This window comes from Rubneribacter badeniensis (assembly GCF_002899695.1).
Taxonomy (GTDB): domain Bacteria; phylum Actinomycetota; class Coriobacteriia; order Coriobacteriales; family Eggerthellaceae; genus Rubneribacter; species Rubneribacter badeniensis.
The window spans coordinates 1-26,566 of sequence record NZ_PPEL01000037.1; the positions used below are offsets into that span (position 1 = coordinate 1).

General features: G+C 68.8%; 20 protein-coding genes. 6 read left to right on the plus strand and 14 right to left on the minus strand.

The window, feature by feature from the left end:
• Positions 1–168: 168 nt before the first annotated feature.
• Positions 169–849: an ABC transporter ATP-binding protein gene (locus C2L80_RS07265; protein ID WP_103262924.1), complete on the plus strand. Its 681-nt coding sequence runs from the start codon at positions 169–171 to the stop codon at positions 847–849.
• Positions 849–3,749: an ABC transporter permease gene (locus tag C2L80_RS07270; RefSeq protein ID WP_103262925.1), complete on the plus strand. Its 2,901-nt coding sequence runs from the start codon at positions 849–851 to the stop codon at positions 3,747–3,749. Before C2L80_RS07265 ends, C2L80_RS07270 begins: the two co-directional genes overlap by 1 nt.
• Here C2L80_RS07270 and C2L80_RS07275 read toward each other — a convergent pair.
• Positions 3,746–4,693, minus strand: a complete 948-nt coding sequence (locus C2L80_RS07275) for an EamA family transporter (protein WP_239938799.1) — start codon at positions 4,691–4,693, stop codon at positions 3,746–3,748. The genes C2L80_RS07270 and C2L80_RS07275 overlap by 4 nt on opposite strands.
• 175 nt (positions 4,694–4,868) lie before the next feature.
• Between C2L80_RS07275 and guaA the strand changes: the two genes are divergently transcribed.
• Positions 4,869–5,852, plus strand: a complete 984-nt coding sequence (guaA, locus tag C2L80_RS07280) for a glutamine-hydrolyzing GMP synthase (RefSeq protein ID WP_103262926.1) — start codon at positions 4,869–4,871, stop codon at positions 5,850–5,852.
• Between the two features lie 109 nt (positions 5,853–5,961).
• On the opposite strand, the gene C2L80_RS07285 is transcribed toward guaA, so the two are convergent.
• The 5 genes from C2L80_RS07285 to C2L80_RS07305 form a co-directional block, all read right to left on the minus strand.
• Positions 5,962–6,321: a 3-hydroxyisobutyrate dehydrogenase gene (locus tag C2L80_RS07285; RefSeq protein ID WP_087198591.1), complete on the minus strand. Its 360-nt coding sequence runs from the start codon at positions 6,319–6,321 to the stop codon at positions 5,962–5,964.
• Between the two features lie 82 nt (positions 6,322–6,403).
• Complete coding sequence (locus C2L80_RS07290) at positions 6,404–7,276, minus strand: aldose 1-epimerase family protein (protein ID WP_239938801.1); 873 nt, start codon at positions 7,274–7,276, stop codon at positions 6,404–6,406.
• Between the two features lie 21 nt (positions 7,277–7,297).
• On the minus strand, positions 7,298–9,250 hold the full coding sequence (locus C2L80_RS07295; RefSeq protein WP_103262928.1) for a fructose-1,6-bisphosphatase: 1,953 nt from the start codon (positions 9,248–9,250) through the stop codon (positions 7,298–7,300).
• 155 nt (positions 9,251–9,405) lie between these two features.
• Positions 9,406–9,747: an arsenate reductase family protein gene (locus tag C2L80_RS07300; protein WP_087198594.1), complete on the minus strand. Its 342-nt coding sequence runs from the start codon at positions 9,745–9,747 to the stop codon at positions 9,406–9,408.
• A 136-nt stretch (positions 9,748–9,883) separates the two neighbouring features.
• Positions 9,884–11,152 (minus strand): RidA family protein, encoded by a 1,269-nt coding sequence (locus tag C2L80_RS07305; RefSeq protein WP_103262929.1) that lies wholly within the window; start codon positions 11,150–11,152, stop codon positions 9,884–9,886.
• A 493-nt stretch (positions 11,153–11,645) separates the two neighbouring features.
• On the opposite strand from C2L80_RS07305, the gene C2L80_RS07310 reads away from it, so the two are divergent.
• Both C2L80_RS07310 and C2L80_RS07315 read left to right on the plus strand, forming a co-directional pair.
• Positions 11,646–14,177 (plus strand): excinuclease ABC subunit UvrA, encoded by a 2,532-nt coding sequence (locus C2L80_RS07310; RefSeq protein WP_103262930.1) that lies wholly within the window; start codon positions 11,646–11,648, stop codon positions 14,175–14,177.
• On the plus strand, positions 14,170–14,790 hold the full coding sequence (locus tag C2L80_RS07315) for a GNAT family N-acetyltransferase (RefSeq protein ID WP_103262931.1): 621 nt from the start codon (positions 14,170–14,172) through the stop codon (positions 14,788–14,790). The genes C2L80_RS07310 and C2L80_RS07315 overlap by 8 nt, the downstream gene beginning before the upstream one ends.
• A gap of 290 nt (positions 14,791–15,080) precedes the next feature.
• Here the strand turns inward: C2L80_RS07315 and C2L80_RS07320 are convergent, their stop codons facing one another.
• Entirely contained in the window at positions 15,081–16,283 is a 1,203-nt protein-coding gene (locus C2L80_RS07320) for an NADP-dependent isocitrate dehydrogenase (protein WP_103262932.1), read from the minus strand.
• A 170-nt stretch (positions 16,284–16,453) separates the two neighbouring features.
• On the opposite strand from C2L80_RS07320, the gene C2L80_RS07325 reads away from it, so the two are divergent.
• Positions 16,454–17,101 (plus strand): hypothetical protein, encoded by a 648-nt coding sequence (locus tag C2L80_RS07325; RefSeq protein ID WP_092200241.1) that lies wholly within the window; start codon positions 16,454–16,456, stop codon positions 17,099–17,101.
• A gap of 88 nt (positions 17,102–17,189) precedes the next feature.
• Here the strand turns inward: C2L80_RS07325 and C2L80_RS07330 are convergent, their stop codons facing one another.
• The 7 genes from C2L80_RS07330 to C2L80_RS07360 form a co-directional block, all read right to left on the minus strand.
• Positions 17,190–19,013: an ABC transporter ATP-binding protein gene (locus tag C2L80_RS07330; RefSeq protein ID WP_103262933.1), complete on the minus strand. Its 1,824-nt coding sequence runs from the start codon at positions 19,011–19,013 to the stop codon at positions 17,190–17,192.
• Between the two features lie 85 nt (positions 19,014–19,098).
• Positions 19,099–19,956 carry an ABC transporter ATP-binding protein gene (locus C2L80_RS07335; protein WP_103262934.1) on the minus strand — a complete coding sequence of 286 codons (858 nt, stop codon included), beginning with the start codon at positions 19,954–19,956 and terminating at the stop codon, positions 19,099–19,101.
• A 67-nt stretch (positions 19,957–20,023) separates the two neighbouring features.
• Complete coding sequence (locus C2L80_RS07340) at positions 20,024–20,797, minus strand: hypothetical protein (RefSeq protein WP_103262935.1); 774 nt, start codon at positions 20,795–20,797, stop codon at positions 20,024–20,026.
• Complete coding sequence (locus C2L80_RS07345) at positions 20,794–21,438, minus strand: hypothetical protein (protein ID WP_239938805.1); 645 nt, start codon at positions 21,436–21,438, stop codon at positions 20,794–20,796. Before C2L80_RS07345 ends, C2L80_RS07340 begins: the two co-directional genes overlap by 4 nt.
• A gap of 79 nt (positions 21,439–21,517) precedes the next feature.
• On the minus strand, positions 21,518–22,456 hold the full coding sequence (locus C2L80_RS07350) for a hypothetical protein (protein WP_239938803.1): 939 nt from the start codon (positions 22,454–22,456) through the stop codon (positions 21,518–21,520).
• Positions 22,453–23,007, minus strand: a complete 555-nt coding sequence (locus C2L80_RS07355; protein ID WP_103262937.1) for an RNA polymerase sigma factor — start codon at positions 23,005–23,007, stop codon at positions 22,453–22,455. The genes C2L80_RS07350 and C2L80_RS07355 overlap by 4 nt, the downstream gene beginning before the upstream one ends.
• Positions 23,008–23,533: 526 nt before the next feature.
• Entirely contained in the window at positions 23,534–26,152 is a 2,619-nt protein-coding gene (locus C2L80_RS07360) for a DEAD/DEAH box helicase (protein ID WP_103262938.1), read from the minus strand.
• Positions 26,153–26,566 lie beyond the last annotated feature (414 nt).

A 26,566-nucleotide genomic window follows, 5' to 3' on the forward strand; every position in this document is an offset into this window, starting at 1 on the left:
CCCCCTCCCCAATTCGCCCCTGCGTTTCGCCCCTTCCCGCCGCGAACCCGAAGCTTCGCTTCCAACCTGCGAAAAGGGCAAGGTGACGATTTCGTAATGCGAGGTTCACCCCCTTGCAAGGCCAAGGTGGCAGACTTGTCCCATGGCTTTCACGAGAAAGGAGACGCCATGGACATCCTCGCCATCGAGCACCTCACCAAGGTGTACGGAAGCGGGCCCACCGCCCTCAAGGCACTCGACGACGTGTCGCTTTCCATCGCCCAGGGCGAGTTCGTCGCCATCGTCGGCTCGTCCGGATCGGGCAAGTCCACGCTTCTGCACCTCATGGGCGGCGTCGACCGCCCCACGTCGGGCACCGTGCGGCTCGCCGGATGCGATGTTTACGCGCGCTCCGACGAGGAGCTGGCGGTGCTCAGGCGGCGCGAGGTGGGCATCGTCTACCAGTTCTACAACCTCATCCCCGTGCTCAACGTGGTGGAGAACATGGCGCTGCCCGTGCTTTTGGACGGGCGCGCGGTGAACGAGGAGCGTCTGGGGTCGCTGCTCGACGCTCTCGGGCTGCGCGGCTGCGAACGGCTTTTGCCCAACCAGCTGTCGGGAGGCCAGCAGCAGCGCGCCGCCATCGGGCGGGCGCTCATGAACGCGCCGGCCGTCCTGTTGGCCGACGAGCCCACCGGCAACCTCGACTCGCGCAACTCATGCGAGGTCATGGCGCTTCTGCGCGAGTCCAACCGGCGCTTCGGCCAGACGCTCGTGGTCATCACGCACGACGAGGACATCGCCCGCACGGCCGACCGCGTCATCGCCATCGAGGACGGACGCGTGGCCTCGGACGAGAGGAGGCGCTGATGAAAGGGGTGTCGGCCCGCTTCACCCTGCGCACGCTCGCGCGAAACCGCGTGCGCACCGCCGTCACCGTGGCGGGCGTCGCGCTGTCCGCGGCGCTTCTGGCCGCCGTGCTGACCAGCGTGGCGAGCGTGCAGGCGGGCATGGCCGAGCGCACGCGCGCCACCGAGGGGTCGTGGCACGCGTTCTCCTCCGAGGTTTCCGCCTCCGCCGTCGATGCGCTCGCGGACAGCGGGTGGGTGAGCGACCTTGCGGCGTTCTCGAACGGCGGCGCGGCGGCCCTGTCGGACGCGGACGCGCTCAGCCTGGGCGATTTCCTCGCGCTGAAGAGCCTGCCGGAAACGGTCAAGGGATCGTCCGAGCCCGACGGCGCGCCGCTTTCCCTCATGCCCGAGCTTTCAGAGGGGCGCATGCCCGAGACGGCCGACGAAGTCGTGCTGCCCGACTACTACCAGGGCGAGACGCTCGGGGCGGACGGCGAGGGCGGCGTCTCCTCGGACGGGCCGCTGGAAGTGGGCAGCGTGCTCAAGGCCAAGCTGGGCGCGCGCACGACGCTCGAGGACGGAGAGGAGGCGGTCGTCGACGCGCGCCCCCGCACGCTCACAGTGACGGGGTTCTACGAGCGTCAGCCGCCTTTCGTCGGGAACAACTACACCGCCGAAAACTCCTCGGCGGTCGCGCTGAACGCCGCCGGGTCCCCCGCGGGCGTCTCCGACGCCGACGGAGAGCCGTCGATGGGCGTGTACGCGACGACGCAGGGCGTGGGCAGCGTCGGCGAGATGGCAAGGCTTTTCCAAGAGGCGACGGGGTCGCAGGATGCGGACGCGCTCTTCCACGGCAGCCTGCTCCAATACCTCGGCGTCTCCGACGGGCGCCCCATCTGGGGGACGCTCTGGATGCTGGCGGGCGTGTTGGCGGCGGTCATCGTGGCGGCGTCGGTGTCGCTCATCTACAACGCGTTCTCCATCTCGGTGGCCGAGCGCACGCGGCAGTTCGGGCTGCTGGCCTCGGTGGGCGCGTCGAAGCGGCAGCTGCGGCGCATGGTGCTCTTCGAGGCGCTGCTGATCGGCGCGGTCGGCGTGCCCCTCGGCCTGGCCGTCGGCGTGGCGGGGACGGCGGGCGTGTTCGCGGCATCGCAAGGGGCGTTCGCCGCGCTTCTGGGCGAGGGCTTCACGGGCCTTGCGGTGCGCGCGGACGCGGGAGCGCTCGCAGCGGCGGCGGCGCTGTCGTTCGCGACGCTCGCGATAAGCGCGTGGGCGCCGTCGGCCCGTGCAGCGCGCGTCTCGGCCGTCGAGGCCATCCGTCAGACGCAGGACGTGCGCCTTTCACGCCGCGGAGCGCGCGAGGCGTCCTCGAAGCGCCGCGACGCGGGTCCGTCCGTGCGAATCGGCCTCGCCGGAAGGCTGTTCGGAGCCTCCGGGTTCGTCGCGCACCGCAATCTCTCGCGCGCGGCGGCGCGCGGGCGCACCGTGGTGGCCTCGCTTGCCGTGAGCGTGGCGCTCGTGGTGGTCTCCGGCAGCGTGGCGCTGTACCTCTCGCCGCTCTCCGACCGCGCAAGCAGCAGAAACGCGGCCGGAAGCGAGGCCGACATCGTGGTGTCGGCCTATCCCGAGCGCACCGGCTCGCGAGAGGGCTCCGAGCTCTCCGACCACGCCGCCGAGTTCGACGGGTTCCTGGCGCGGGCGGCCGAGCTGGACGGCGTGCGGCTTTCGGGGACATGCCGTCAGGGCCAGGCCGAAAGCGTCGTCGGCGCGGATATGCTCTCCGAAGAGGCGCGCGCGGCGCGCGAATCCTTCGACGAGCAGACGAGCGAGGAGTGGGTGCCTTCGAGCTTCGGCGCGGACGGGACGTTCTACGGGTCGCTGTGCATCTTCTACCTCGACGACGCCTCGTGGCGCGCGCTCGTGGGCGGCCTGGGCCTTGACGAGGCCGCCTACACCGACCCCGACCATCCGCGCGCCATCGGGCTGAACACCTACCAGGCGACGATGCCCGACGGCACCTACATCTCCGCGAAGCCCTTCGCCCGCACCGGCTCCGTCGACCTGTACGCTATCGAGGGACGCGAGGGCTTCTCCCACATGGGAGTGCAGGAAGGTCCAAACGGCCAGGTCCTCGTGGGGTATCTCGACCAGGAGGCGGCTTCGGAGGGCGACCCCTCCATCGTCACCGCGCCGGCCGCAGAAGCCGCCCAGGTCTTGAGCATCGAGATCGGAGCGCTGTGCGACGAGGAGCCGGCCGTCGTCAACGCCATCTCGGGGAGTTTTCAGTTCCCCGCCGTCATCCTGCCGGAAAGCGTCGCGGCGAGCGCGGCGGGCGCGGGCCAGTATCCCGAGAACCCCTTCGCCTACTCGTTCGCCGGAGCCTCGTTCACGGCAGACGACCACGCGAAGGCGGCCAAGGCGCTCGAGGAGCTCGCAAGCGGCTGCGAAGGCCTCGTGATCAACGTGACCGACGTCGAGGCGTCCGCGCAGCAGGGCCGCCTCGTCGCGCAGGCCGTGCAGCTGTTCGCGCTGTGCTTCTCGGCCATCACGGCGCTCATCGCGGTGGCCAACGTGTTCAACACGCTGGCGAACGGGATCATCCTGCGCACGCGCGAGTTCGCGGTGCTGCGCTCCGTAGGGATGGGCGGGCGCGCCTTCGCCCGGATGATGGGCTACGAGTGCGCGAGCTACGCCGTGCGGGGCCTCGGGATAGGGCTTCTCGTCGCGCTCGCCGCCACCTGGGGGCTGCACGCCGCCGTGGGCATGGCGTTCGCCGGCGTGGCCTTCGACCTGCCGTGGGAGTACCTGGCCGCCGCCGTGGTCCTCGTGCTGGCCGTGCTCGCGCTGAGCGTGGCCTACGCCCTGCGCCGCACCCGCGCCGGCAGCATCGCGGAGGCGCTGCGGGCCGATGCGCTCTAAAGGCGTTCGTCGCTCCGCCGCCGCGCTTCGGCATCGCGGCGGCGGGCGCGCACGCGCATCGTGGGCGCTTGGGCGATCGCGACGCCGGCCAGGATGGCGACCACGCCCGCCGTTTGCACGGCGTCGATGCCCTCCCCCAGCACGAGGAACGACAAGAGGATGCCGCAGGGAAGCTCGGAGGCGGCGAGGATGGTGGACGCGCCCACCGGCAGCTTCGGCGTCCCGATGCCGAACAGCAGCACGGGAACGAACAGCACCGTCACCGCCAACAGCGCGCCATAGCCCGCGACGCCCTGGAAGAGCACGCCCGAGGGGAAGTAGCCCGGGCACACGACGACGCCCACAGCAAGCGATCCCAAGCAGATGAAGAACCCGCGCTGGAAAGGCGGCATGTCGCTTCCCACGCGGCCCGACAGGTACATGAACGCCGCGCACGACACCGCCGAGAGCAGCGCGCACGCGATGCCCACCGGGTCGAACGACGCGAAGTCGACGTCGGAGGAAAGCAGGCCGCTCGCGAGCACGGTGCCCGCCATGATGACGGCTGCGGCGGCCACCTGGGCCGCATGGGGCGGCTTGCGCGTCGCGACCACTTGGATGACGATGCCGATCCACGTGAACTGGAACAAAAGCGTGATGGCCACCGCCACCGGCAGCCTCGAGAGCGCGATGCTGTAGAGCACGCCCGTGGTGGCCGTGACCATGCCGGTGCCCGCGAGCCTGAGCAGCTTGCGGGCGTCCATCGGCGCGGCTTTCCGGTTGCGCAGCGCCTCGACGGCGAATGCGAGGCCGAAGAGAAACGTGCCGAACAGCGCCTGGCTCATGACCGTCTGGGGCCACGCGAAGCCGGCGGCGAAGGCGCTTTTCGCCACCGTGCCCATGGCACCGTAGCTGGCCCCGCCGAGGAAGACGGCCAGCGCGTATTTCAACAGGGGGAATCGCATGGCGCCTATGGTAGCACAGGCGAGGGGAAGCGGAAGGGCGCGGTTTTCGAGGCTTTCGATGCTTCTTCCCGCCCCTTCCCGAAAGCTGCGCCCTTCCGGCTGACGCTTTTGGCTGGCGAACGCCGCTTCGTCCGGTATAATCCTTTCGAGACGAAACCGAGAGCGAGGAGGCCCCATGGACACCAACAAGCGTCCCGACGACATGCAGCGCATCGTTGCGCCCGAACAGGCGCGCGCGTTCATCGACGAGCAGGTGGAGGCCGTGCGCGTCCAAGTGGGCGACGGCAAGGTGCTTCTGGCGCTCTCCGGCGGCGTGGACTCGTCGGTGGTGGCGGCGCTCTTGATCAAGGCCATCGGCAAGCAGCTCGTCTGCGTGCACGTGAACCACGGCCTCATGCGCAAGGGCGAGAGCGAGCAGGTGGTGGACGTGTTCCAGAACCAGCTGGACGCGAACCTCGTGTACGTGGACGCCACCGACCGCTTCCTCGGCCTGCTCGACGGCGTGGCCGAGCCCGAAGCCAAGCGCAAGATCATCGGCGCCGAGTTCATCCGCGTCTTCGAGGAAGAGGCCCGCAAGGTGGCGGGCGAGGTGGGCTTCCTCGCGCAGGGCACCATCTATCCCGACATCCTGGAGTCCGACGGCGTGAAGGCGCATCACAACGTGGGCGGTCTGCCCGACGACCTTGAGTTCGAGCTCGTCGAGCCGGTGAAGCTCCTGTACAAGGACGAGGTGCGCGTCGTCGGGCGGGAGCTTGGGCTGCCTGAGAGCATGGTGGAGCGCCAACCGTTCCCCGGCCCCGGCTTGGGCGTGCGCTGCCTCGGCGCCATCACGCGCGACCGCTTGGAGGCGCTGCGCGAGGCCGACGCCATCCTGCGCGAGGAGTTCGCCGCGGCAGGGCTTGAGGGCAAGGTGTGGCAGTACTTCGTGAGCGTCCCCGACTTCCGCGCCACCGGCGTGCGCGACGGCGTGCGCGCCTACGAGTGGCCCGCCGTCATCCGCGCGGTGAACACCGTGGACGCCATGACCGCCGAGGTGCCGGAGCTCGATTGGGCGCTGCTGAAGAAGATCACCGCCCGCATTCTGGCCGAAGTGCCGGGGATTTGCCGCGTGGTGTACGATCTCACGCCGAAGCCCATCGGGACGATCGAATGGGAGTAGGTCGAACATATATATTCATAAAATCATGCCGAAAGGGCCGCCGAGCGTCTCGGCGGCCCTTCCCGTTTCTCGCGCTCGGCAAGGGCGTTCTTGCGCCCCGCCTCGCTCCCTAGATCCGACCGAACTTCGAGAGCAACTCCACTGCGGCGGTGCAGGCGGCGCAGTCGCAATACTTCTCGCCCCGCTCCTTGCGCGCGGTCTGCTCGGCGAGGATCTGATCGGCGGCCTCTTTGCCGAACAGCTCGACGGCGGGGCCTTGGGCGAAGGCGATGACGCCATCAACGGTGTTCGGCCTGCCCTCGAGGAAGTCGATGAACGCAGCCGTGGCCGCCTCGACGGCCTCGTCGTCCGCGCCCTCGACGGCGCTCTTCCATGCGAGCGCGGCATCCTTCGTCTCCTGCTTGCTCGTGTCCGCGGTCGCGAGGACGTCGGCACGCTCGGCGACGAAATCGAACAACTCCTTCTCCATTGCGCCTCCTATCGGATCGGTTTCCTACGGGCATATGGTAGCATCGATCGCCTTCCGCACCAACCGGAAGGCTGAAAGAGGCCTACCGAAAGGTCATGCGGTACGAGAGGGTGGCGCGCTCGCCAGGGGCAAGGGTGCGCACGCCGGGCTTCTCGGCCAGCTCGCGCGGGGAGAAATGCGCGTCGGGCAGCGCCGACCACGGCTCGATGCACAGGTAGCGCGCGTCGCCTTGGCCGGCTTTCGTCCATATGCCCAGATAAGGGAAGTCCGGAAACTCCACCCGCACCTCGTAGGGGTTCGCGGCGCTCGCCAACGCGACCGCGCTGCCGGGGACGTTCTCCAGCACAACGGTGTCGATGCCCAGCTGCTCGGGCGTTCTCGCCAAGCAGCCGTCCTCGAGCGGCACGATTGTCTTCGGCAGCGTGAGGATGCCCGCCTCGTCCATGCCGAACATCTCGATGGCGTCGAGCCCTTCGAAGCGCACGAAGCAATCGGCCATGCGCTCGTTCGGCAAAAGCCGCGTCGCGTACGCCTCGTGACCGCCCAACTCGAAGGGCATGGGCGCGCTGCCCAGATTCTCGATCTCGTGGGTCTTCACGAGGGTCGAACCCTCCAGCGCGAAGCGGACGGTCAAACGGAAGTCGAACGGGTACACGGCCCTCGTCTGCTCGTCGGCGACCGTCGTGAAGCGCGCCTCCGTGTCCGACACCTGCTCGGCGTCGAACGCCCGGTCGCGGCAAAACCCGTGCGTCGGCGCGTCGATGCGCCTTCCATCGAGCGCGTACCATCCGTCGCGCAGCCGTCCGATCAGCGGGAACAGAAGCGGCGCCCGCCGTCCCCACACCGCAGGATCCCCGCACCACATGCGCTCGACGCCGTCGCGCACGACGCTCTGCAGCTCCGCGCCCATGTTCGACACGCGCACCGCAAGCACATCGTTTCCCAACGTGAACATGCCGGCATTCCGCATGGCGTCCTACTCCCTCTCGGCGATGTCGCCGGCGCGGTAGGCCGCCAGAAGCTCCTCCAGGTCGGCGATCTGGCGCTTGAGCTCGGAGCCCGTGTCGGTGTCGGCCACGAGGGTGCGCTTCTCCACGCGCTCCACCACCCGCCGCGACGAGTGGATGTCGATCTCGCGCTCGACGGCGGCGCGGGCAGACTCCAAAGGCTCGTGGGCGGCCAGCACGAAGCCGTACGAGTTCGAGATGAGCGTGTAGCCGGCGATGCCCGTGGTGGGCTGGTAGGCCCGCGAGAAGCCGCCGTCGATGGTGAGCACGTGCCCGCCGCATTTGACCGGGTCCTCGCCGTCCTTCACCTTCACGGGCACGTGCCCGCACACGATGCGCGACGTCTCGAAGTCCAGCCCGAAGTCCTCGAAGACGCCGCGCATCGCGCGCTCGTCGTCGAGGTGGGTGTAGAAGGGGTTCTTGACCTCCTTGCGCGCCTCCTTCTCGGCGACGAGGTACAGCTCGAACGTGGCCATCTTGCTCTTCGCGAACAAAGGCGACCCCTCCCCTAGCCACATATACCACATGAGGTCGCGCCCGCGCTTGCGCTTTTCGGGATCGGGAGAGTTGAAGGCGGCGCGCACCCAGCGCTCCATGGCGTCGTAGAGCGCGCGCCCCTTGCACGTCTCGCCGAACACGTCCACCTCTTTGAGCGAGCCGTCGGCGTTGAGCGGCACGCATGCGTGGAACAGCAGGTTGTTGTTGCTCACCTTGTAAAGGCTGCCCGCCTCCAGAAAGAAGCGCATGTGGCGCTGCAGCTTGTCGCAGCTGGTGAACGCCTGCTCAAGGCGCTGCATGACCTCTTCCTCCTCAGGGGTGAGGCGATAGGGGTCGGCCGGGTCCACCGTGGGGAACACCGTGTCGGTGAGCGCGTGCTCCACGCCGTCCACCACCACGGTGCCGCGCTCGAAGTCGATCTTGTCCAAAAGCTTGCGGCTCTCAAGCCCGAATCCCGGATACTCGTCGATAAGCCGGGCCTCCACCTTGAACTGGATGATCGCCATAGCCTTCTGGATTTTGACGTTCATCTCGAGCTCTTGCGGCGGCAGATCCGGGTTGCCCTTGAGCCCGAACGCCACGCACGGGTCATCGGCGTAGGCGTCGAGAGCGAACGACGCGAGCGGCAGGATGTTGATGCCGTAGGCGTCCTCCAAGATGGACAGGTTGCCGTAGCGCGCGCAGTTGCGCACGACGTGCGCGATGCAGCCGCGCTGCCCGAGCGCGGCGCCCATCCACACGATGTCGTGGTTGCCCCACTGGATGTCGATCGAGTGATGGCCCATGAGCGCGTCCATGATGACGTGCGGGTAGGGGCCTCGGTCGTAGATGTCGCCCACGATGTGCAAACGGTCGATGGCGAGGCGCTGGATGAGCAGGCACAAAGCCTCGATGAACTCCCCTCCGCGCCCCGTGCGGATGATCGCGTCGACGATGGCCGCGTAATAGGCCCGCTTGTCCACGCCGTCGCTCTTCTCGGTCATGAGCTCTTCGATGACATAGGCGAAGTCCACCGGCAGCGCACGCCGCACGCGCGAGCGCGTGTACTTGCGCGCCGCGCGCTTGCACACGGCCACGAGCCGCGGCAGCGTGACGGCGTACCATTCCTGGGCGTCGTCGGTCTTCGACAGCACGAGCTCCATCTTCTCGCGCGGATAGTAGATGAGCGTGGCGAGCGAGCGCTTCTCCTCGGGCGCGAGCCCGTCGCCGAACACGTCGTCGATCTTGAGCCGAATGGATCCGGAGGCGTTGCGCAGGATGTGCGAGAACGCCTCGTACTCCCCGTGGATGTCCGAAGCGAAGAACTCAGTGCCCTTCGGCAGGTTCAGGATGGCGCTCAGGTTGATGATCTCTGCCGACGCCTTGGCGGCGGTGGGAAACGAACGGGAGAGAAGCTCGAGGTAGCGCCGCTGCGCTTCGTCCATGTCAGGCCTCCTTACGGGATGCTCCTGTGCGGTCGCGTCCATTGTAGCCCACGGATACGCCCGGCCGGGCGGGCGGATGGCAAGCGGCGGGCGCTTTGCGGGAAAGTGCACGGATCGCCCGCGCCCGCCAAGCGGCGCCCTTGCGGGCGCGCGGCCTACTCCCAGCCCTTCCAGACCTCGGGCGCGTAGCCCACGGTGGCCTGACGGCCGTTGCGCACCACGGGCTCGGCCAAGACGTGCTGGTTCTCCAAGAGCTTGTCGAACTTCTGGTCGGGCGCGAGGTGGGCGAGAAGCGCCACGAGGTCTTGGTCTTTCGCCTTGGGGTCGACGAGCGCGTCCACGCCGCCCACCGCGCGGGCGACCGATTCGAGCTCGCCTCTGCTCATCCCCTTCTCCTTGAGGTCCACGAACTGGAACCTCACGCGCCGCTCCTTGAAGTAGCGCTGCGCCTTCTTCGTGTCGAAGCTCTTCTTCGTGCCGAACACCTGGATGTTCATACGCCTCCTGTCGCACCGGTTCTCGTTTCGCCAAGCCAATCATACCGCGCAGAAGATGCCGCTTGAAAGCCCGGACGCGAAAAAGCCCCGAAAGCTTGCAGCGGCTCCGGGGCTTGGGAAGGGCGCGTCTCTGCGGCTACGCCGTCGGCGGGGTGCCTTCGGCGTTGCCGAAGATGGCGTCGATCTGCACGAGCGCGTCTTTCGGAAGGTTCCGCACGCCCACGAAGCGGCGCGCGGGAACGCCCTCGGGGAAGAAGTCGGCGTACGCCTCGTTCACGGCGTCCATATCGGCGAGATCCTTCAAGAACACGTTCACCTTCACGGCGTCGTCCATGGAGTGGCCGACGCTCTCGATGACGGCCTTGATGTTGCGCAGGCACTGCGCGGCCTGCTCGCGCGCGCCGCCCGCCACGAGGCCGCCCGTGGCCGGATCGATGCCGAGTTGCGCCGACACGTTGTTGTAGTGCGAGAACGCCACCGATTGCGTCGCCAAGGGGTCGCGCGGGGCAGCGTCGGTGTTGGAGGCCTCGATGATGAGGCCGTGGCGCGCCTCGACCTCCTGGGGAGGCGTGCCGTCGCCATGCGACACCACGGCCTCCACCTGCACGAGCGCGCCCATCTCGAGGTCGGCCACCTCGACCACCGTGCGCGCGGGCACGTAGCCCGCGGCGCGGGCGATGCCCGAATCCGGGAAGAACGTCGAATACGCCTCGTTCACGACGTCGAGGTCGCCAAGGTCCTTCAAGAAGACGTTCACCTTGACGATGTCGTCGAAGGGCACGTCGATGCTCGCCAGGATGGCTTTGACGTTTCTCAGGCACTGGGCCGTCTGCTCGCGCGCGCCGCCCTCCACCAAACGGCCGGTCTTCGGGTCGATGCCGAGCTGCGCCGACACGTTGTTGTAGTGCGAGAACGCCACCGTCTGGGAGGAGAGGCGGCTGACGGGCGCCTCGCTCGTGCTGTTCGTCAGCTTGACGAGGTCTCCCGCCTGGGGAGCGCCCGGGATGGTGCCCTCGCCGTTGGAGAGAAGGGCCTCCATCTGCACGAGCGCGCCCATGGGCAGGTCGTTCGCCACGACGTTCGTGCGCGCCGGCACGTACGCCGGGAAGTACGCGGAGACCACCTCGTCGACGGCGGCGATGTCGCGCACGTCCTTCACGAACACCGTGAGGCGCACGACGTCGGAAAGCGCGTGATCGATGCCGCACGCGATGGCCTCGATGTTGTCGAGGCACTGCGCAGCCTGGTCCTGCACGCCGCCTTCCACCAGTTCGCCCGTCTCCGGGTCGACGGGCAGCTGCGCCGAGAAGTTGTTGTAATGGGAGAACGCGACCGTCTGAGACTGCATCGGATCGATCGGGGCTCCCTCGATGTTCCTACCTACCACCACGTTGTCGCCGCTCATGCAATGCCCTCCTTCAAGAGTGCTCGTTTACGGTGCGCGCGATCCGGAAGGATCGTCTTCCCGACAGGCCGCCTTCGACCTGCCCGCGCATTCGGGAGGTCCGCAGTATACCTTTTTGTGCATGCGCACAAAAAGCTTTTCCCGCCTTTTTCCGACCAGCGGAAAGGAGGCGTTTCGACCGCTTGCGGCAGAATATGCAACTAAGGGCGCGAACATGCGGAAAACGTAAGGCGAGCAAGTCGTTTCATGCGGGATTATCGATGCGACCGCTCACCGATTCGTCTCCCTTCGACGGCTCGTTCCGTCGAGGGACGAGGCCTGGGAGGGGCGGTTCCGCGCCGCGAACGTCGGCGAGCAGGGTCCGTTTCGCTGCGGAGCCCCGCCGCGCGTTTCGCGATGGGCGGCACGTGACGGTTCCGCATCCCCTCGTGACGCGACGGGCGCGCTGCGCTACGATGGAAGGAGAGCCGCCCACGACCGCAAGGAGCGCCACATGCCTTCCATCGACCCCTCCCCCGCGCCCGCCGATCCCGCACCCGACCGCATCCGGGTGCGCGGCGCGCGCGTGCACAACCTCAAAGGCATCGACGTCGACATCCCCTTGAACCGCCTCGTGGGAATCGCGGGCGTGTCAGGATCAGGCAAGTCGTCGCTCGCTCTCGGCGTGCTGTACGCGGAAGGCTCCCGGCGCTACCTCGAGGCGCTCTCCACCTACACGCGCCGCCGCCTCTCCCAGGCGGGACGCGCGGACGTGGACGAAGTGCTGCATGCGCCCGCAGCGCTCGCGCTGCACCAACGCCCCGCTGCGGGCGGCGTGCGCAGCACGTTCGGCACGTCCACCGAGCTTCTGAACAGCCTACGCCTCCTGTTCTCGCGCGTAGGCAGCCACGTGTGCCCAAACGGCCACCGCGTGCCGCCCACGCTCGCCGTGGCGGCCGAGATCCCCATCGTCTGCCCCGTGTGCAAAGCGGAGTTCTACGGGCCGGGCGCGGAGGAGCTGGCCTTCAACAGCGACGGAGCGTGCCCCGAATGCGACGGCACCGGCGTCGTGCGTACGGTGGACCGCTCGGCGCTCGTGCCCGACGAGACGCTCACTATCGACGAAGGAGCCGTCGCGCCGTGGGGAACGCTCATGTGGGACCTCATGAAGCAAGTCGCTCGCGAGATGGGCGTGCGCACCGACGTGCCCTTCAACGAGCTTTCGCCGGAAGAGCGCGACATCGTGTTCGACGGCCCCGCCGAGAAGAGGCACATCCTCTATCAGGCGAAGAAGACCGACACGTTCGCCGAGCTCGACTTCACCTATTACAACGCCGTGCGCACCGTAGAGAACGCGCTTTCGAAGGTGAAGGACGAGAAAGGGCTCGCGCGCGTGGCCCGGTTCTTGAAAGAGGGCCCCTGCCCGCTGTGCCGCGGCACGCGCCTGTCCGAAGACGCGCGCAAGCCCGAGGTGGCGGGCATCAACCTGGCCGCGGCCACCGAGAAGACGCTCGGCGAGCTTGTGAGCTGGGTGGAGGGCGTGCCCGCAGGGCTTCCGGCCGAGATGCGGCCGATGGCCCAAAGCATCTGCGAGTCGTTTTTGCACACGGCCGCGCGCCTCGTGGATCTGGGGCTGTCCTACCTCTCGCTCGACCGCGCGAGCGCCACGCTCTCCACGGGCGAGCGCCAGCGCGTGCAGCTGGCCCGCGCCGTGCGCAACCGCACGACCGGCGTGCTCTACGTGCTGGACGAGCCGTCCATCGGCCTGCACCCCTCGAACATCGACGGGCTTCTGGACGTCATGCGCGACCTTCTGGCCGACGGCAACTCGGTGGTGATGGTTGACCACGACACGCACATCCTCAGGCACGCGGACTGGATCGTGGAGCTGGGCCCGGTGGCGGGTGCGGGCGGCGGCCATGTGATCGCGCAGGGGACGGTGCCCCAAGTGGAGGCTGAACCTGCCTCGCGTATCGGGGGCTTTTTGTCGGGAGCCGAGTCCGTGCGCGTGCGCGAGCCCGTTGCGGCCGCGCACATGTTCGACGAGGGTCGCATACACCTGGAAACAGCGGCGCTCCATACGGTGAAGCCGCTTTCCGTGGACGTGCCGCGCGGGCGTCTCACCGCGGTCACCGGCGTGTCCGGCTCGGGCAAGACCACGCTCGTGCTGGAGAGCCTCGTGCCCGCGCTCGCAGCGCTCGTCTCGGGCGCGCCCTTGCCCGCGCACGTGAAACACCTCGAGGCCCCGGGCATCGAGCGCGCGAACCTCATCGACGCCTCCCCCATCGGCATCAACGTGCGTTCCACCGTGGCCACGTACTCGGGCGTGCACGACGAGCTGCGCCGCGCCTATGCGCGCACGCCTGACGCCAAGGCCGCGGATCTCAAGGCGGGCGACTTCTCATACAACACGGGCAGGCTCCGTTGCCCCGTGTGCGACGGCACGGGTTCCATCAGCCTGGACGTGCAGTTCCTGCCCGACGTGGACATCACCTGCCCCTCCTGCCACGGCTCGCGCTACGGCGAGGCGGCCGACCACGTCCGTCGCCCGAGCGCCGCCGACCCGGTCGACCTCGTATCCCTGCCCGAGCTCATGGCGATGAGCGTCGAGGAGGCCCTTGCGGCCGCGGGCGACCTCAAGCGCGTGCGCTCCAAGCTGCAGACGCTCTGCGACCTGGGGCTCGGCTACCTCTCGCTCGGCGAGGCCACGCCGGCGCTCTCCGGTGGCGAGGCGCAGCGCCTCAAGCTGGCGAGCGAGATGGGCCGCTCTCAAACGGACGCTGTGTTCGTGTTCGACGAGCCCACCATCGGTCTGCACCCGCTCGACGTGCGCACGCTTCTGCAGGTGTTCCAGCGCCTTGTGGAGCAGGGCGCCACCGTCGTCGTCATCGAGCACGACCTTGACGTCATCGCCAACGCCGACTATGTGATCGACCTGGGCCCCGGCGGCGGCGAGGAGGGCGGCCGCATCGTGGCGACCGGCATCCCCGAAGAGATCGCGCGCAACCCTGAAAGCATCACCGGAAGGTACCTGACCCATGACTGAGAGCATCCATACCGTACAGAATCCGCAGAACACGCCCACGCTCGAAACCGAAAGGCTGCGTCTGCGGCGCTTCGCCCCCGACGACCTCGACGCCCTTTTGGCCATCTACGGCGACGAGGAGGCGAACACCTTCCTGCCCTGGTTTCCCGTGCGTTCGAAAGACGAGGCGCGCGCCCTCTTCGAGGAGCGCTACGCACGCACCTACCGCAAGCCACGGGGCTACGCATGGGCCGTCTGCCTGAAAAGCGACGACGTGCCCATCGGCTACGTGAACGCGGAAGCGGACGGAGCACACGATCTGGGCTACGGGCTGCGCACGGAGTTCTGGCATCGCGGCATCGTCACCGAGGCGTGCTGCGCCGTCATCGAGCGGCTGCGCGCGGACGGCATCCCCTTCGTCACCGCGACCCACGACGTGCAAAATCCCCGCAGCGGCGGCGTCATGCGAAACCTCGGCATGCGCTACCGCTACTCCTACGAGGAGCGATGGCAGCCGAAGGACCGCCTGGTCACGTTTCGCCTTTACCAGCTCAACCTGGACGGCGACGAGGATCGCACGTTCATGAAGTACTGGGACGCCTCGTCCGTGCGCTTCGTGGAAGAGGGCGTCTGACCTGCCGCAAGCCGCGCCGTCATCCGCTGCCGACGAGCCGTCGAGCGCGGAGCCCGTCGGCAGAACGTACGGGAACCGCCGCTCCGTGGGCGGCGCCTTCCTTGGATCGCGTGCAGCATCCGCGATCGGAGGGAACGATGCAAGCCGCGTTCGCAACCCTTCCCGGCAGCCCTGAAACAACGGGGCGCGGCTCCGAGGTGTTCGAACGTCCTTCGACGCGAAGGGCCGCCTTCGCGGGCGGCCCTTCTGTTCGCGCCGTTCTCGCCGGCCCCTCCTTGCGCAGTCGGGCTTTACGCCTCCAAGCGCTTGGCGATGGCGAGGATGAAGTCGCGGGTGGAAAGCGTCACGGGGTTCGGCAGCGTCGTGATGCGCGCGAGGTCGCCCGTCATCTCGCCGGCCTCGATGGTGTCGAGCGTGGCCTTCTCCAGACGGTTCGCGAACGCCACGAGGTCGTCGAGCCCATCGAGTTCGCCGCGCTTGCGCAGCGCGCCCGTCCACGCGAAGATGGTGGCCACCGAGTTCGTGGACGTCTCCTTGCCCTCGAGGTGCTTGTAGTAGTGGCGCTGCACCGTGCCGTGCGCGGCCTCGTACTCGTACACGCCCGTCGGCGACACGAGCACCGACGTCATCATGGCGAGCGACCCGAACGCTGAGGACACCATGTCGCTCATCACGTCGCCGTCGTAGTTCTTGCACGCCCAGATGAAGCCGCCGTCGGCCTTCATCACGCGCGCCACGGCGTCGTCGATGAGCGTGTAGAAGTACTCGATGCCGGCCGCTTCGAAGCGCTCCGCGTACTCGGCGTCGTAGATCTCCTGGAATACGTCCTTGAAGCGGTGGTCGTACTTCTTGGAGATGGTGTCCTTCGTGGCGAACCAGATGTCCTGCTTCACGTCGAGCGCGTACTCGAAGCAGCTGCGCGCGAAGCTCTCGATGGACGCGTCGAGGTTGTGCATGCCCTGGGCGATGCCGGGGCCGTCGAACTTCTGCACGAGCTCGCGCGTCTCAGTGCCATCGGCTGCGGTGTACACAAGCTCCACCGTGCCGGGGCCGGGCACGCGCAGCTCGGTGTTCTTGTACACGTCGCCGTACGCGTGGCGGGCGATGGTGATGGGCTTCGTCCAGTTGCGCACGCAGGGCTCGATGCCCGCGACCGTGATGGGCGTGCGGAACACGGTGCCGTCGAGCAGGGCGCGGATGGTGCCGTTCGGGCTCTTCCACATCTGCTTCAAGTCGTACTCGTCCATGCGCGCGGCGTTCGGCGTGATGGTGGCGCACTTCACGGCCACGCCGAGGCGCTTGGTGGCCTCGGCAGAGTCGAACGTCACCTTGTCGTCGGTGGCGTTGCGGTGCTCGAGGCCCAGGTCGTAGTACTCGGTTTTAAGGTCGACGTAGGGGCAGATCAGCTCGTCCTTGATCATCTGCCAGATGATGCGCGTCATCTCGTCGCCGTCCATCTCCACCAAAGGCGTGGTCATTGGTATCTTCGTCATGGGGCTCCTCCGTGTTCGCCTGGATGCCGTACTCTCGCTTATCTATGATACCTTAGGGTGCGACGATTCGCGCTCTTGTTAACGTCACTTTAACGAAAGCGCCGCAACCGCCTTCGAAGGCTTCGAAGATCGCGCCGCGTCGCGACGGCGCGCAGACGAAAGGAACGAACATGGGCGAACTCGAAACGATGGAAGGCGCCTCCTGCGCCGCGGCAAAAGCGGCGGCGCTGCGCGTGCTGCGCGTGCCGGAGCTTGCCGGCAAGGTGTTCCTCGAAGGCGGGCTGGTGCCTTGGGTCCTGGGCGGGAGGGAATCGGGACGTCTGCACGGCGACATCGACTTCTCCGTGCGACTTGAGGACATGTCGGTCGTGCGCGCATGGCTCGCACGGGAAGGCCGGTATGATCGCGATCTCGACTCGCGCCGCATGCCCTGCAACGCTGACGGCGAGGAGTACGGCGCGCACGCTCGCATAAACGGCGTCCTCGCAAGCTTCTGCCCCTTCTTCCTTCGCGACGGCGCGCTCGTGCAGCGAAACGCCGAGCAGACGGCTTTCGCCGGATACGACGCACTGCTCGAGGCGGTCATCCCCGGCCTTGCCGAGGTCGATTTCGTGGAGATGCGCGAGCTTCCCGACGGCGGGCGCGCCGGGTTCGCCACGTTGGAAGTCTGCCGTGCCGCCAAAGCTGCGAGCAACCGCCCCAAAGACCTTGCCGACATCGCCGAGCTCGATCGTCTCGGCTGCGACGAAGAACGCATGGGGCGCGTCGCGCGCGCCTTCGCCGCCATGGAGGTCGCCTGCACCACCCACGGCGAGTAAGGCGCCTCTGTCTGCTCGAACCGCCGCGTCCGCTCCAGAGCGCCCCTCCCCTTCTCGGAACGGCCTCGGTCTGCGCGCGAACCGCCCCCTACTCCAAATACGCGCCCGTCTGACGGCTCCAGAGGCGCGCGTACTCGCCGCCGGCCTCGATGAGCTGGGCGTGGGGGCCGTCCTCCACCACCTTGCCGTCCGCCAGCACCACGATGCGGTCCAAGCTGGCCACCGTGGACAGCCGGTGCGCCACCACAATGGCCGTGCGGCCCTTCATGAGCGTGGCGAGCGCGTCCTGCACCAAGTGCTCGCTTTCGGAATCGAGCGCGCTCGTGGCCTCGTCCAGCACGAGCACCGGGCAGTCGGCCAGAAGCGCCCGCGCGATGGCGATGCGCTGGCGCTGCCCGCCCGAGAGCTTCACGCCGCGCTCGCCCGTGATCGTGTCGAAGCCCTGCGGCAGCCGCTCGATGAACTCGAGCGCGTTCGCCCGCCGCGCCGCTTCGCGGATCTGCTCCATCGTGGCGTCGGGCCGGCCGTAGGCGATGTTCTCCGCGATGGTGCGGTGGAACAAAAGCGACTCCTGCGGCACGTAGGCGATCTGGCGGCGCAGGCTCTGCTGCGTGGTGTCGGCCACGTTCTGCCCGTCCACGAGGATGCGCCCCTCTTGGATGTCGGACAGGCGCAGCAGAAGCTTCGTGAGCGTGGTCTTGCCCGCCCCGCTCATGCCCACGAGCCCCACGCGCTGACCGGCGGGGATGTGCAGGTTGAAGCCGTCGAACACCTGCGTGCGGGTGTCGCCGTCGGTGTACCAGAAGCTTATGTCCTGAAAATCGATGGCGCCCTCGCGCACCTGAAGCGGCGGCGCGCCCGGCTTGTCGGCCACGAGGCGCGGCTCGTCCAGGATGACGGTCATGCCGCTGGCATCGCCGAACGCGCGGTTGAAGCGCTGCAAGCCGTTGTTGATGAAGTTGAACTGGTTCGTCACCGTGTAGGTGTAGGTGAACATCACCACGAGCGTGCCCGGCGTGATGCCGTACCACGCGTTGCCGCCCGCGATGAACACCGTCACCACCGCCATGATGGCCACCGTGATGCACGCCGTGATGATGCCGCGCGCGAGCGACGCCCACATGCGCTTGGAATCGCGCGCCACCACCTCGCGGTTCGCCTGATCGAACAGCCCCCGCTCGTAGTCCTCGCGCCCGTAGGTTTTCACGGCCAGGATGTTCGCCACCGAATCGGACAACTCGCCGGAGAGCTGGTTCTGCGCGCTGGCGGCCTGCTCGTTCAGATGCAGGATGCGCTTGTACATGTAGTACGACACGCCCGCGTACACCGCCAGCAGCACCATGAGGATGACCACATACACCGGCACGCGCGGTGCGAGGATGCCGCACGTGAAGATGATCGAGCAGATGACCGGCAGAAACGGAAAGGTGATGGTTTCCAGCAGCAGCTGGTAGGCACTCATGAACTTCGTGGTTTGGCTGACGAGCGTGCCGCCGAAGCGGTTGGAGTGGAACGACATCGACTGGTTGCACAGCGCGTCGAAGCTCATGGTGGCCAGATCGTACGCCGCGGCGATCTCCAGCTTGTACATGGTGTAGTCCTGCAGCTTGCTGGCCGTCTGGCCCAACACGTTGATGGCGATGAGCGCCGCGATGTAGGGGCCGAACACCTCGAGTACCTGGTCGGCCGCCACCGGCTCGGCGCTCACGCGGTCCACCACGAGGCTCATCACGTAGGGGTTGCCGTACGACAGCAGCGCCGTGAAGCAGAACGTCGCCAGCATCAGCCCCGCGAACAGCCCGAAGTGCCTGCGCGTGACCAGCCAGAAGTAATGCAGCGTCCGCCGCGTGGTGGAGTCGCCGCGCGAGCGCGCGGGTGCGGCACCGCGGCGCGCCTTGTCGTCATGGGGCATGCAGGGTTCCCTTCTCTTCGCACGCTCCCGATTATGCCATATGCGTCAAGGGCGCCCGTCGCCCGCTTCGGGACGAGGCGCGCCGCTACCGCGCGACGAGGGCCAAGTAGCCGTCCTCCAGCGTGGGTTCCGCAGGTTGGGCACCGGCGGGCGGGATATCGGCCACCACGCGGTAGCGGGTGCCTTCGGGGGTGGCGGCGGCGTTGGCTACGACGGCCCCTGTGGGCGGGGCGGGAAGCGGCGGCGTGATCCAGGTGCGGCCGCGCGCCGCATCGACGAGGCCCGAAGTGGCGCCGTCGTAGCGCAGCCGCCCGCCGCGCAGCACGCACACGTAGGGGCAGGTCTGGGCCACGTCGTCCAAAATATGCGTGGACAGGATCACCGTGCGCTCGCCGCCGAGCGATGCCAGGAGCGCGCGGAATCGCATGCGCTCCTCGGGGTCCAGCCCGGCCGTGGGCTCGTCCACCACGAGCAGCCGCGGGCTGCCCATGAGCGCCTGCGCGATGCCCACGCGCCGCCGCATGCCGCCAGAGAACCCGCCGATGCGCCGCCGCGCGACATCGGCCAGCCCCACGCGCTCCAAAAGCCCGCCCGCTTGGCGGCGACGCTCGCGCGCGTCGCCCATGCCTTTGAGCACGCCCATGTAATCCAGGAATTCGAGCGGCGTGAGGTTGGGGTACGGCTCGATGTCCTGCGGCAGGTAGCCGAGCGTCTGCTTGAGCGCGCGGCGCGTGCGCGCGTCGGACAGGTCGCGCCCGTCCGCCAGCACGCGGCCGCGCGTGGGCGCCACGATGCCGCAGAGGATGCGCATGAGCGTGGTTTTGCCCGCGCCGTTCGGCCCCACGAGGCCGATCATGCCGGAGGGCAAATCCAGCGTGAGGTCGTCGAGGGCGCGCGGCTTCTTACGGAAGTCCTTGCCCAGATGATCGAGGGAGATGAACATGGGTGATCCTTTCTCGGAAACGAGGCTCGTCGGGAAGGGATGCGGCCGACAGGATGTCGAAGCCGCGTCAGCGCCGTCTGCCGCGCGCACGGGAAAGCGCGCCTGCGGCGGCGAGCAAGACGACCGCAAACGCGACCCTGCCCGCCACGGACGCGAACGCGGCCAGAGGCGAAGCCGGGGCCACCGTCCAGGCAACGTTCTCGTTGAGCACAGGGGGAAGCCCGAACAGCGCTTGGAGCGCAGGGTCGGACGCGATCTCGAGATGCACTCCTCCTCCCGCCTCCGGCACTCCGACAAACGAGGTGAGCGCGAGCACGACGAGCCACGCGGCTGCGGCGGCGATGCGCGCGAACGCCCGGGGCAGCGCCGCACCCGCGAGCGCCGACATAGCCGCCGCGAGCAGCGCCGCTGGCGCGACGACCAGCACGAACATAGCCAGCGCCTGAAGCGGGCCGAGTAAGTTGCCGTGTGCGAGCTGCCCGAATCCGCAGAACAGCAAAAGCGCGAGCGACGGCAGCAAGACGACGGCGAGCGTGCCCGTCACACGCGCCGCGGCGAGGACGACCGAGGCGACGGGGGCGGCTTTCTCCACCTCGCCGATGCCCAGCCGCGCAGGCGACGACGCGAGGTCGGTGCAAGCGGCGGCATAGGCGATGGGCGGCAGCATCGCCAGCACCTGCGCGAAGAACGCCAAGTCGAACACGTCCCCCGACTCGAACGGCATCCCCCCGTTCACCATGACCGCAAGCGAGAGCAGGCACAGCGCAGCCGACGCCGCCCACAGCGCACGCTGCCTGGCCGCGATGCGGGCATGCACGAGCGCCATCCGCAGAAACCTCATCGCGCACCCACCGCCTTGGCGCACGCCCGCTCCGGGCTGCCCAGCGAAAGCCACGCTCCGGCGGCGGCCGTCAGCGCGACGGCCAGCGGCACGGCGCGCTGCAGGACGGGATCGCCCGCAAGGTTGGGATCCCAGAAAAACGACAGAACCATCCATGCGAACACGACGAAAAACGCCGCCGCGCGCGGGCTTTCCAGAACCGCGACGGCCGCATAGGCCGCAAGCGCCAGCGCCACCGCGCCGCCGACGGGCGAAAGGGCGCTCGCCCAGCCGATGTCGCCGTAAACGACGCCGAGCGCATGCAGCGGCGCGAACATGACGAGCGCCCCCGCCGCTGCGGCAAGCGCAAGCAGCGCGAGGCGCGTCGTCCAGACGGCGCGCACGCCGATGGGCGTCGAACCGTGCAGCTCGACGAGCGCGTCGCCCGAAAGGAGCGCGACCGCGCCCATGCCGACGGCCAGGGAGTAAAGCGGCATGAACGCGACCGAAGCGACCCGCGTCCACGGCACGCCCGCGACAGCCGACGCCGCCGCGCCCGCAAGCGCTATCAAAGCCCCGAGCGCCACGGGGAACGCCACCCCAGCACTGTGGACGCGCATCAGCTGAGCGGCCGCGAGGGCCGGCGCCATGCGGGGGAGCATCCTGTTCACCGAAACCTCCTTCATCGAAATTCCTCTCACCGAAACCTTCCTCATCGCGGGTGCGACTCCCGCGCCATCGTCACAGCGCCTGCAAGCGCGCGAGCGCCGCGCGGTGCGACGAGCACACGACCGCCGCGAGCAGCGCCGCACCGACCGCGAGCATGCCGACGGAGCCGAGCGCGCCCTGCACGCTGCCGATAAGCGCCGCGATGCCGCCTGCCGGAGCCGTCTCCGTCGCGGGCAGCACGAGAGGGACGAATACGGCGCCCGCCAGCGCACCCGGCCACGAAGCCTCCGACCACACGGTTGCGAGCGCCGCAACACCGGCCACGAGCGCAAGCGGCGCGAGCCACGATTCCACAACCGCGCCCACGCCGAACTCGACACCGGGCACCCACCAGGCAAACAGGGCCGACGCGGCGAGGCCCGCGAGCGCGTCCGCGCCCAGCACGAGCGAAAGCCGCGCCAACACGACGGCTTGCGGGCCGATCGGCGTGGCGAGCGAGAGCGCGTCCGCGCGCCCCGACGACAACGCCAGCGTGATGGTGAGGGCCACGCCGAACAGCAAAAACGCGGCGAACCACCAGTCGGCGGCAGCTTCGACCGCAGGAACGGAGCCGATCAGGCACGCCGCGCCCACCGCCGCCGCAGCCACCGTAAGCGCGGCTGGCAGCACGGCATGCGGGACGACCCGAAGCTGCGCGACGGCCAGCGTCCCGGCGAGGCGCACGGCTTCGGCGGCCGACCGGCGCGGGACGTCGAGCGGGGAGGGCCTTGCCGCCACGCGCGCTGCGATGCGCGCGAAGTCGGGCACGTCGCCCGCGCGGGACGCCTCCTGCCGTCGCAACGCGGCGCGCAGGTTCGCGGATGCGGACGCAGACGGACAACCGGACGCGGGCTCGGCTACGCACACCCGCCCAACCTCGCTCGCAGCGCCGCCCTCAAGCCGCGAAACACTTGCGTCGCCCTTCGCGCGCCCCTTCGCCTCCTTCGCTTCCCGCCAGCTTCGCTCGCTCATAACCGCCTCCTCAGCATCTTCCGCACCAGCTGCCGCGCGCGGGACACGCGCGACTTCACCGTGCCCACCGGCACCTCCGTCACGGCGGCGATCTCCGCATACGGCAGTTCGTGGAGCCACGCCAGCCGCACCGTCTCCGCCAACTCCTCCGGCAGCGCGTCGAGCGCAGCCAGTATCTCGGACACCCCGGCCTCCTCCATGAGCGCGCCCGCCGGATCGCCGTCCGCGCCCGTATCGGCCACAGCCTCGGCCGCCGCCTCGTCGAGCGCGCACTCCGTCGGCCGCGGCCGCCGCATCCGCGCGCACGCTTGCCGCTTCGCGATGCCCAGAAGCCACGTGAGCACTCGGCTGTCGCCGCGAAACGCCCGCGCCGAACGCCAGCATCCCAGCCACGTGTCCGCAGCCACCTCCTCGGCCGCCTCGCGGCTGTCCACGCGCGCGAGGACGAACGCCAGCACGGCCGGAGCGAAGGCGCGGTACAGCTCCTCGAGTGCGGCCTCGTCGCCGCGCGCCACGCGCGCGAGCGCCTCTGCCGCCCTCTGCTCGTCCATGCCGTCATCCTCTCTCGCCGTCGCCGCCAACACCCCTTTAGTAGCACCCCTTCCGCTCCCGGTTCGCGCTTTCTTGAAACATCCAAAGAAACGAAGCTCCCTCGCACCGCAAGCGCGCTGCGGCACCGAGAGAGACGCCCCGCCTCGCGATGCCGGCTGCCGTCGAAGACGGCCAGCGCACCCTCTGCTGCTTCGCGCGTCAGAGCATAGGCAACCGCAATCTCGCCGCCACTCGCCTTCCCCTGTCGAAAACTTACGATTGGCGAACACTTTGAGCCCCCCCCCCCCCGGTAAGCGCAATGGGGAAAGCCAAGATCGAAACCCCGCTACGCTCATCTCGCATGATCGCAGCGAAGTTCGAAACGCCGCTGAAGCGTCCCCAAGCGTTCGCCGATCGCGAATTTTCGACAGAGAAATGGGAGTTTGCCGCCAAATCAAAGCGGCAAGGCTCGCTGACTAAATCAAACAGATAGAGGCCGCCCGCCAGACCAAGGCCAGCGAAAGCCGCCCGCCGACCGCAGCCTTTCTACAGCTCTTCGAAGAACCCCGCGCGCAGGCCCTTGAACACGGCCTCGCCCTCCTCCTGGGTGGCGTCGAGGTCGACGTCGGCGACGATGGCGAAGTCGTGGTCGCCCTCCGGGTCGCTGAACACCTGGCGAACATGCCACACGTGATCCGTCCGCTCGTCGGACTCGTCGATGTCGAGGTAGGCCGACGAGCGCGCGTCGGCGTCCACCAGCACCTCCCCGTGCGCCTCGAAGTACGCGTCGAGCGCCCGCCGCCAGCGCGCCTCGCCGAAGCCCCCTTCCTCGTCGAGGCGGCCCAGCTCCTCGACCTGCCCGCGCGAAGCCAGCCGCACGCGCAGGAAGAGGGCGTTGCGCACGAGCACCGTAAGCCCGCGACGGTCGGCCACCATGGCGTCGGCGGACGCGGGCGGCGCGGCGTCCTCCGTCTCGCCCGCGCTCTCCCATTCGTCCACGAGGCTCGAGTCCACCGACCGCACGAGGAAGCCGAGCCACGACACGATGTCCTCCAGCCGCTCGTCGCGCCTGTTCGCGGGCACCGTGCGCTCGAGCACGCGGTAGGCGTCGGCCAGATAGCGCAGAAGCGTCCCCTCCGAGCGCGCGATCTTGTAGCGCTGCACGTAGGTTTTGAAGTCCGACGCCGTCTCCACCATGTCGCGCACCACCGACTTCGGCGACAGCTCGAAGTCGCGCGCCCACGGCACGCCCTCGCAGTAGCGCTCGAACGCGGCCGCCAGCACGTCCTCCAAGGGCTTCGGATAGGTGACGTCGGCAAGGCGCTCCATCCGCTCCTCGTACTCGATGCCGTCGGCCTTCATCTCCGCCACCGCCTTCTCGCGCGCGGCGCGTTCCTGCGCCCGCAGCACCTGGCGCGGATCCTCCAGCGTGGCCTCCGCGAGCGAGACGACGTCGAGCGCGTAGCCTTCGTCCTCGGGGTCGAAGAGGTCGAGCGCCGCCAGCAGAAACGGCGAGAGGGGCTGGTCGAGCGCGAAGTCCTCCGGCACGTCCACGGTGGTCGCGTACGACGCCGAGCCGTCCTCGCCCTCGGCGCGCTCCACCACGCCCGCCTCGATAAGCGTCTGGAACACCTCGTCGGCGCGTGCGGCGAGCGCCGCCTTCTCCTCATCGGTCTGCAGCGAGTCGGCGATGAGCCGCCGCACGCGCGCGTAGGCGTCGCCGCCTTGGACCACCTCGGAAAGCGCCATCGAATGCGTGACGCGCAGGCGTGGCTTGAGCGTCTCGGGGGCGGCCTCGATCAGGCGCCGGTACGTCGGCTCGTTCCAGGTGACGAAGCCCTCGGGAGGCCGCTTCTTCTTGACCTTGCGCAGCTTCTTCGGATCGCCCCCCGCCTTCGCGACGAGCTTCGCGTTCTCGATCTCGTGCTCGGGCGCGAGGGCCACCACCACGCCCTCGGTGTCGAAGCCGCTCCTGCCCGCCCGCCCTGCGATCTGGTGGAACTCGCGAGCGCGCAGGCGGCGCATCCTGCGGCCGTCGAACTTCGAGAGCGCGGTGAGCACCACGGTGTGGATGGGCACGTTGATGCCCACGCCGAGCGTGTCCGTGCCGCAGATGACGGGCAGAAGCCCCTGCTGGGCAAGCTTCTCCACGAGCAGCCGGTAGCGTGGCAGCATCCCCGCGTGATGCACGCCCACCCCGCTTTGCAGAAGCCGCTTGAGCGTCTTGCCGAACGCCGTGGTGAAGCGGGTGCCGCGAAGCGCCTCCTTCACCTGGTCGCGCTGCTCTTTCGTGGCCACTCCGTAGCTCGAGAGCGCCTGCGCCGAGGCCAGCGCCGCGTCCTGAGAGAAATGCACGAGGTACAGCGGCGCCTCCCCCTTGCGCAGGGCCAGCTCCACCGTGGCCTCGAGGGGCGTCTCGGCGTACTCGTAGGACAGGGGCACCGGGCGCGGCGCGTCCGCGATCACGTCCACGTCCGCGCCCGTGCGCTCCTTGAGCGCGCCCGCGACGGCGCCCATGTCGCCGAGGGTCGCGCTCATGAGCAGAAACTGCGTCTTCGGCAGCGTGAGCAGCGGCACCTGCCACGCCCAGCCGCGGTCGTAGTCGCCGAAGAAATGGAACTCGTCCATGGCGACGCACCCCACGTCGGCCCCCTCGCCCTCACGCAGCGCCTGGTTCGCAAGGATCTCGGCCGTGCAGCACACCACGGGCGCGCCCGCGTTGATGTGCGCGTCCCCCGTGACCATCCCCACGTTCTCGCGGCCGAGGACGTCCACGAGGTCGAAGAACTTCTCGCTCACGAGCGCCTTGATGGGGGCGGTGTAGTACGAGCGCCTTCCCGTGGCCATGGCCATGAAGCACAGGCCCAGGGCCACGAGCGACTTGCCCGAGCCGGTGGGCGTGCCCAAGATCACGTGGTCGCCCATCATGAGCGCCATGAGCGCCTCCTCCTGATGGGGCCACAGCTCGATGCCGCGTGCGGCCGTCCAGCTAAGGAAGCGGTCGAGGGCGGCTTCGGCATCGAGCCAGGGCTCGGGCGCGGGCTCGCCCTCCTCGGGCTCCCACCAGGTGGGAGACAGGCGGCCGAGCGAGCTGTGCGAGAAGGCGTCGCCTTCGGGGTCGAGGGGTGCGGGCGCGTCCGTCGCGTTATGGGCGTGTTCGACCATGAAGGGGCCTCCGTGGATCGGGAACGGGCATCGGGGAAGCATTCTACCAGAGGCCCGGAAGATGCGGAGCGGGACGCGGCTTCCGGGCAGCGGAAGCGCCCGCAGCGCGCGGCCTGCGCGCCTTCGCGTCGCGAGGGGGCCTGGCCCCGAGGCTTCTCCGCGAGCGGGTCGGGCGAAGGGGCTTCCTTGCGATTCGCGATGCGGCCTCCAAGCGGTTCCGCCTGCGCGTCTGCGCAAGGGCGCCCGATGGGGTCCTTGCGGCCATTCCCCCTCGTCAGCCCCGTCCCTCGCTCCCGGCGCTTGTCCGACGCTTGCTTCGCGCCCGTTTCGCTTTGCTGCTTGGCAGGCCCCCCTCTTCCGTTCCTCGTCGGCAAGCGCGCCGACCGCATGGCCCATATGCGAGAAAGCCGCCCT

Coding starts and splice junctions, on each gene's coding strand:
- C2L80_RS07265 (WP_103262924.1), top strand. CDS start 169: ATGGACATCCTCGCCATCGAGCACCTCACCAAGGTGTACGGAAGCGGG.
- C2L80_RS07270 (WP_103262925.1), top strand. CDS start 849: ATGAAAGGGGTGTCGGCCCGCTTCACCCTGCGCACGCTCGCGCGAAAC.
- C2L80_RS07275 (WP_239938799.1), bottom strand. CDS start 4,693: ATGCGATTCCCCCTGTTGAAATACGCGCTGGCCGTCTTCCTCGGCGGG.
- guaA (WP_103262926.1), top strand. CDS start 4,869: ATGGACACCAACAAGCGTCCCGACGACATGCAGCGCATCGTTGCGCCC.
- C2L80_RS07285 (WP_087198591.1), bottom strand. CDS start 6,321: ATGGAGAAGGAGTTGTTCGATTTCGTCGCCGAGCGTGCCGACGTCCTC.
- C2L80_RS07290 (WP_239938801.1), bottom strand. CDS start 7,276: ATGTTCACGTTGGGAAACGATGTGCTTGCGGTGCGCGTGTCGAACATG.
- C2L80_RS07295 (WP_103262928.1), bottom strand. CDS start 9,250: ATGGACGAAGCGCAGCGGCGCTACCTCGAGCTTCTCTCCCGTTCGTTT.
- C2L80_RS07300 (WP_087198594.1), bottom strand. CDS start 9,747: ATGAACATCCAGGTGTTCGGCACGAAGAAGAGCTTCGACACGAAGAAG.
- C2L80_RS07305 (WP_103262929.1), bottom strand. CDS start 11,152: ATGAGCGGCGACAACGTGGTGGTAGGTAGGAACATCGAGGGAGCCCCG.
- C2L80_RS07310 (WP_103262930.1), top strand. CDS start 11,646: ATGCCTTCCATCGACCCCTCCCCCGCGCCCGCCGATCCCGCACCCGAC.
- C2L80_RS07315 (WP_103262931.1), top strand. CDS start 14,170: ATGACTGAGAGCATCCATACCGTACAGAATCCGCAGAACACGCCCACG.
- C2L80_RS07320 (WP_103262932.1), bottom strand. CDS start 16,283: ATGACGAAGATACCAATGACCACGCCTTTGGTGGAGATGGACGGCGAC.
- C2L80_RS07325 (WP_092200241.1), top strand. CDS start 16,454: ATGGGCGAACTCGAAACGATGGAAGGCGCCTCCTGCGCCGCGGCAAAA.
- C2L80_RS07330 (WP_103262933.1), bottom strand. CDS start 19,013: ATGCCCCATGACGACAAGGCGCGCCGCGGTGCCGCACCCGCGCGCTCG.
- C2L80_RS07335 (WP_103262934.1), bottom strand. CDS start 19,956: ATGTTCATCTCCCTCGATCATCTGGGCAAGGACTTCCGTAAGAAGCCG.
- C2L80_RS07340 (WP_103262935.1), bottom strand. CDS start 20,797: ATGAGGTTTCTGCGGATGGCGCTCGTGCATGCCCGCATCGCGGCCAGG.
- C2L80_RS07345 (WP_239938805.1), bottom strand. CDS start 21,438: ATGCTCCCCCGCATGGCGCCGGCCCTCGCGGCCGCTCAGCTGATGCGC.
- C2L80_RS07350 (WP_239938803.1), bottom strand. CDS start 22,456: ATGAGCGAGCGAAGCTGGCGGGAAGCGAAGGAGGCGAAGGGGCGCGCG.
- C2L80_RS07355 (WP_103262937.1), bottom strand. CDS start 23,007: ATGGACGAGCAGAGGGCGGCAGAGGCGCTCGCGCGCGTGGCGCGCGGC.
- C2L80_RS07360 (WP_103262938.1), bottom strand. CDS start 26,152: ATGGTCGAACACGCCCATAACGCGACGGACGCGCCCGCACCCCTCGAC.